This is a genomic window from Polaromonas sp. CF318 (assembly GCF_000282655.1).
Taxonomy (GTDB): Bacteria; Pseudomonadota; Gammaproteobacteria; order Burkholderiales; family Burkholderiaceae_C; genus Polaromonas.
Genome location: NZ_AKIV01000069.1, coordinates 1 through 6,094, shown reverse-complemented (window position 1 = coordinate 6,094; position 6,094 = coordinate 1). Strand labels below are relative to the sequence as shown.

The 6,094-nt window shown below is 57.2% G+C and carries 6 protein-coding genes; 2 read left to right on the top strand and 4 right to left on the bottom strand.

Annotated features, from left to right (window positions below):
• Positions 1 to 381, bottom strand: a 381-nt coding sequence (locus PMI15_RS13015) for a SpvB/TcaC N-terminal domain-containing protein (protein WP_007869390.1), incomplete at its 3' end; no start/stop codon positions are given.
• Between the two features lie 175 nt (positions 382 to 556).
• Here PMI15_RS13015 and PMI15_RS25440 point away from each other — a divergent pair.
• Positions 557 to 688 (top strand): hypothetical protein, encoded by a 132-nt coding sequence (locus tag PMI15_RS25440; protein ID WP_255348957.1) that lies wholly within the window; start codon positions 557 to 559, stop codon positions 686 to 688.
• Entirely contained in the window at positions 685 to 972 is a 288-nt protein-coding gene (locus tag PMI15_RS13010) for a hypothetical protein (protein WP_036838898.1), read from the top strand. The genes PMI15_RS25440 and PMI15_RS13010 overlap by 4 nt, the downstream gene beginning before the upstream one ends.
• 634 nt (positions 973 to 1,606) lie before the next feature.
• On the opposite strand, the gene PMI15_RS24820 is transcribed toward PMI15_RS13010, so the two are convergent.
• From PMI15_RS24820 to PMI15_RS13000, 3 genes are all read right to left on the bottom strand, one after another.
• Positions 1,607 to 2,029 (bottom strand): hypothetical protein, encoded by a 423-nt coding sequence (locus PMI15_RS24820; protein WP_157214618.1) that lies wholly within the window; start codon positions 2,027 to 2,029, stop codon positions 1,607 to 1,609.
• Positions 2,026 to 5,739, bottom strand: coding sequence for an RHS repeat domain-containing protein (locus PMI15_RS13005; protein WP_007869387.1), 3,714 nt, complete (start codon positions 5,737 to 5,739; stop codon positions 2,026 to 2,028). The genes PMI15_RS24820 and PMI15_RS13005 overlap by 4 nt, the downstream gene beginning before the upstream one ends.
• Positions 5,740 to 5,797: 58 nt before the next feature.
• On the bottom strand, positions 5,798 to 6,094 hold a 297-nt coding region (locus tag PMI15_RS13000; RefSeq protein ID WP_007869384.1), incomplete at its 5' end, for a hypothetical protein.

Genomic DNA, 6,094 nt, shown 5'->3' with positions numbered 1-6,094 from the left:
GCCCGACACCAGGATCAGCCGCTGGCCGTCCAGGCAATAACGGTCGTTCATATCGAGGTTGACGCCACCCCTGACGCCGTCAACGGCCATGGTCCGGGGGCAACGGCCTATGGCGCTCAAACCGCTCAAACTCCAGCCCATGCCCAGCAAACCATTGCCGCCCTGGCTGTTGTAGGCCAGTTCCAGCTTGGGCTCCATGCCGGCGACGCCCGGAGGAACCTGGATGGGAATGCGGTAAGTGGCAGCACCCGACTCATTGACCGAAAACTGGCCGGGCGTGGTGCCCGCGACCGTCGTGGTCTGGGCCTGGGCCAGGCCTAGCCCGGCGCCCAGCAGCCATAGAGCTGCGCAGCGCAATATCTTGCTGTGTCTTGCGTACATTCCCCACCCCCCGATTCTTGCTTTTAGCTTTTCAGCTTGTTGGCTTTTGACTAGCGTCGACTGTAGCTGATCAAAGCCACAGAGTCACACCCGTCAAGGCGGCTTTCTTGAACGGCCCAGAATCTGGTTGCCGCTTGGTATGCGGCGGGACCTTTTCTACAAAGACGAATCGGCGATGCAAGACATCGAAAGCCGTGCCGCCGCCGTCCAGCAGCAGATCACCCAGCTCAATGCACGGCGCGTCGTCACGGCAGCCCCCGGCAGGCCAGCGCCGAGCAAACCGTTCAGCTGCTGCAGCAAGATTTGAACAAGGTATTCGCCTCAGCCGAAAACCTCAAGGAAATCGGCGTCCGCCTGCGCGGCCTGACCTTGAACGGCACCGCCGGCGTGCTGCGCCTGGAGTTTGAGCTGGATGCCATGCCCAAGGCCTCAGCGGTGACGGAAGCACTCAATGGCGGTTATGAAAGCCGGCTCTGGCAGCTGGAGAGTTTGACGGGAGCTAGGGGGGCGGTGGGCAGATCGGGTTTGCTTCTGCGCAGGTGGTTCGGGGCTTGTGGTTTGTGCAGATTGGGAAGCTTTGATTCTTCATAGTCCTCGGGCACCTGGGCTGACTAGTTCCCCACGACTCCCCAGTCGCTGTGTTTCCACCCCAACGAGGTTCACCGCTTCCTGCGGATTGCGATCAAATCCTCCGAATGCGAGCGCAACAGACTTTTTTTGTTTTGGGCGTGAGTTCATAGTCATTCCTTCTCAGAGTTTTTTCATCCCATAGCGAAGCGACGGCTAGCCGATTGAACTCTGACGTGTATGGCTTCAACAGAAATTGGGCGAAGGTATCAGCCTCAACCGAAAGATCTAAGAAGTTGGTGCCCTACTGCACGGTCTCAATCTCGGCGGAACGACCGGCCTGCTATGCCTGGAGTTTGAGCTTGATGCGATGCCTAAGGTCTCAGCGGTTACTGAGCCACCCAATCAGTTATGAAGGCCACCTCTGGCAGCCGTAGAGTGTGATGAAGCCGGAGTGACGTGGGCAGATCGAGTTTATTTCGGCGCCGCCAGTTCGGAGTTTTTGCAAATTACCAAGCTTTGAGCACTTCAGTCCTAGCTTGAGCCCATTGAGAATTTGCTTGATGGACAAAAACTCAGACTATCCGCGGTTCGAATAGATTTCCATGACATGGGGCCGATTCAGTTCCCATCAAAGGCCCTTCGAATTAACTCCACCTTATTTCTTAGACTCTTCAGAGTTGGCCTTGACGTCATCGATTGATATTCCAAGAAGCGAAGCAAGTCTAGGTACTCCGTCTCTATTCAGATTTTTCTTAATTACGATCTCATCAGCTGCTTGCAACTCTTTAGACGATTTTTTGTAAATTTGAATATAAATCTGAGTCAAATCAGGATTACCCGAGAGCGCACCAGTCATGGCCCATTGATGGGCGCCCTCGTGATGCCCCGCATTTGCTGCGGCGTCATATAGCTCTCGCTCAGCCATATGGTCTCCCTTTAACGCACGACCAACTAGTAAATCGTGGGTCAAATATTCGCTGTCAACTTTTTCGCAGCAATTGGTAGCGGGAAGTAAGTACCACAATAATCCAATCGCAAGCAAAACTGCAACTACTACTAGCACGTAACGATGTTTCATGGTCGCTCGCGTTGACTGGCAGGTTTGAATGTTCGCCATGCGGCAGGCCAAAGAGGTATCGCCTTTTGAGAAGTAATTGCCCAGCTATGCATAGGTACCGAATTACCAGCTATGTCCAATGTTCGAACAGGTGACGCTATAACCATAGTATTTAGAGTGTTCGCTAACTGCTGTGCAAATCCGTGTCCCGAATTACCCAACCAACACGCATCAACTTGCACAACTTGACCAGTTTTCCAGGCCGTCTTTGTCATCAGGTATTCACCCATTTGAGCACCTGTCATACCAGCCATGGTCTGGCTCGTCTCATTGCCGTGTCCAATTATCAAAAATTGACCATCCTTTGGCGCACTTTTTAAAGCCGTTTCGTAGTTTGGATCATTATCCTTAAGAAAAATAATTCTATTGGGATATCGCTCGGGATTGCCGGTTGCTTTTTCATCCCCAAGGTAGTTTTGTCCAATATTTTGAACAAGATAGTTAATAGCCATGGAGCCTATGGCATTTAACGCGCCTTGAGAACAACCGCTACCGCTCATCCTACCGGTTATGCAGCCAGCCAAAGCTGATCCCAATACTCCGTAGGTCGCTCCCACTGTCCCCACCGCACCCGAAAGCGCACCTTGTCCACAACTGCCACCAGAAGCTACGGCACTCGCGCAACCCCCAATCGAATTGATGGCTGCGGCGGTCGCCACATTTCCCCAATTGATGGTACCGCCCGCGTTTAACAATGGATAGTTGATGCTGACCTGATAACCAACATAACTGGTAATGCCACCAACCACGGCTCCTGTGAGTCCTCCGCCATTCTTTGCGCCTTGATACGCCCCCACGGCTGCGCTGCAGTAGCCAGAGCATCCGTATGCATCAGCGACCGCAGCCACTGCGCGAACCACAATATTTCGGATGCTTGTCCACCAACCATATCCACTTGGATCGGTGATACGCAAAGGATTGTTGCGAACGTATGCATAGCGGTTGTGATTCTGCAAATCATCGATGTTGTCGATGAAAGGATCGGCGCTCATAAACCGCCCGATCAGCGGGTCATACACCCGTCCATTCATATGAATCACCCCCATTTCGTCGAGGTGTTCGTGTTCGGTGTAACCGCGGTCGGTGTTCCAGCCCACGATGGAATCCAAAACGTCAGGTGTTCCGTTCACAAAGCGCCGCTTGCCCCAGGCATCAAAGGCCATGCGCTCAACCACGGCGCCTGTCTCGTCGCTGACCGCTACGATGCTGCCCAGGTGATCCTTGTGGAAGTAGCTGGTTGTGGTGGCCGGCGTTGCACCCAAGGTGCCCGTGCGGCTCACAAACAGCGCAAACACCACGCCGCCCGCGCTCACATAGTGCTTGTTCTCGGTGATGCCCGTGCCCTTGATCTCCTTCTCATAGCTCAGGCCCAGGCTGTCCTCACCGTTGAGGTACCAGGTGGTTCCTGGGTTTGACCCACCCACCACGGTTTGCTTGATACGCTGGTGCTCGGGTCCGTACACAAAGGCCAGGTTGCGGTCCACCGGGCCAGCCGTGCTGCCCGACATATTGCCGAAGGTAATCGTCGCCGGCATGTTAAAGCTGGTGTAGGTTTCACCGCGATAGGTGTGGCGGCTGTTGACCGCATCCAGGCTGACGGTGTATTCGAGGTTGCCGTTGCCCAAAGTCGTGCCGTTGACCGTTTGCGCTCCGGGCTTGTAGTCGTCAAACGCATAGGTCAGCTGGCGCGTACCGGTGAAGGCGATCTGCGCACCCGGTGCCGTCTCCAGCGTAATGTTGGTCATGCGGTTGGGCCGCGCGCCGTCATACCAGTAGCGACCGACGTCGCTCTTGTAGGTTATGTTGCCCCTGGCGTCGTACATCACCTCAGTCGTGGTCGGAGGGCTCACCGCCCCGCCCAGCAAGGTGTTCAGGGTCAACCGGTTCAGGTTGTCGTAGCTAAAGCTTTCCTGGGTGCCCACGCCAGGCGAGTTGTCGGCGCGCGTGGTCAGATTACCCAGTGAGTCATAGGTATAGCTCTGGTTCAGCACGTTGCCGGTGGCCTGTCCCGCTTTGGTGGCGGTCTGCCCGATCAGTTTGCCGGTGGCCTCGTTGTAGGCCCTGACGGTGGTGACCTGGTTACCTTGTTTGTACTGGGTGATGTGGCCCTGGGCATCCATAGCCAGCACCTCATAGCCCACGGTCTGGGTGAATCCATTAGTGCCGCCGCCATTGACCTGTTTCAAATAGCCGGCGGCACTGTAGACATAGCTGGCCTGGTAGCCGGTGGGCCAGGTCTTGCTGGCCATGCGGCCAGTGACGGCGTCGTAGGCAACGCTCACCACTGCCGGCGTAGCTGGGTTGTCCAGCACGGTGGACGTGCTGCTTGGACGGCCCAGGCTGTCATAGGTATGCACGCGCTTGTAGCCGTTGTCAGCCTTGGCTTCGCAAAGCTTGCCAACGCCCTTGCCGCAGGCATTGCCGTCAAACTTTGTGTCGTAGCTCCACTGGCTGACTAGGTCGGGCTCGGTGCGCTGGGTCATGCGGCCCAGGCTGTCGTAGGCCATGGTGAGAACCTGGCCCAGGCTGTCGCGCTGCCAGACGAGTTCGCCAAAGATGTTGTAACGGTATTCCCAGGCGCCCATGGCAGGGTCGGCCATGCTGATCTTCTGACCGCGCTGGTTGTAAGCCATCGTGGTGATAGAACCGGCCGCGTTCGTCTGGATGAGTTGCCCTAACGCGTCATAGGTGTAAACAACAGAGTTGCCTTGAGCGTCATGAAGCAGGGCAACTTGGCCTTGCGCGTTCCTGGTGGTGGTTTTGGTCTGGCTCTTGCTGTTAGTAACGACGGTGACGAGGCCGCTGTAACTGATGGTGGTGACGGCAATGCCACCGACCGCATCAGGATCGGGCGACTCTTCGCGGGTGACGCGGCCCAGTGCGTCATAGGTATAACTAGCCCAGTAGGCGGTGCCGCCCACCAGTTTATATAGTTCGGATTTTCGGGAAACCCGGCCCAAGGTGTCGTATTCGGTGTCCTGAACCAGCGTGGGCGCGGCACCTGCGCCGTCAAAGCCGGCCGTCTGGCTACGTACCACGCGATTCAGGGTGTCGTAGTAGGAGCGCTTTTCGGGGGCGCTGACGGCCGCGTTAGCGGCGTAGCTTTGCTCGATGGCAACCCAGACGATGGTGGCCCCGCCTATGGGGCCGGGGCAACTGATGCCGGCGTCGGTGCAGAGTTTGTAGGCCCAGGTGGTGTAGGTGCCGTCGGAGCGAGTCTCTTTGGCTTTGCGGCCAAAGCCGTCGTATTCCCACTGCGTGGCCAGGCTGTTGGGGCCGGTCAGGCTCGATGGAGCGCCAAAGCGCGCGTCATAGGCCTTGGTTTCGCTCTGGCCCAGGACGTTGCTGGTGCTGAGCGGGAAGCGGCCATCGGTGCCGAAGTTGCTGGTGGCGGTGCGCGGGGTTGTGGCGCTCGAGATGGCGTAACCCGTTGCGCCGGCGCAAGCCGAGGTGGTAACACCGGTCTTGTTGCCAAAGGTGTCGTAGGTGTAGCTGGTCTGCAGGCAGTCGTTGGGGCTGTCGGGTTCGACCACTTCCTTGCTGAGCAGGCCGCTGGCGTCGTATTCAAAACTGCTGGCGCGCACCTTGGTGTCGGCCCAGGCGGCCTGGCTCCAGCCGAGAACGGCCAGCAAGGTGATGGCTGCAAAGCTTTTGTGAATCTGGTGTTTCATGGTCCCTGCTCTCTTATGACTTCTTGCTTCTTGCTTGTATTGCTTGCTTGACTCGCGCTTACGGCGCCGTGCTGGTGACGGTGGCTTTCTTGAGCCGGCCCAAAATCCAGTTTCCGCTGCCGGTGTTGGCCGGCCAGTATTCGTTGACCGTGGTCTTGCCCGCGCCCGCGCTGTTGCTCACGCTGATCTGTGTCGGGTCACCGAATTGCGGGCTTTGGCCGTATTGGTAGCTGTTGGTGACCGCGGGATATGCGGCACCACCCAGGTCCCAGCTTTCCTCAACGCTCTGGCTGGGGTAGACAAAGGTCGTGCCGGTGGCCGAGCCTGTGCCCTGGGCGTAGCTGTTGGTCGTGCG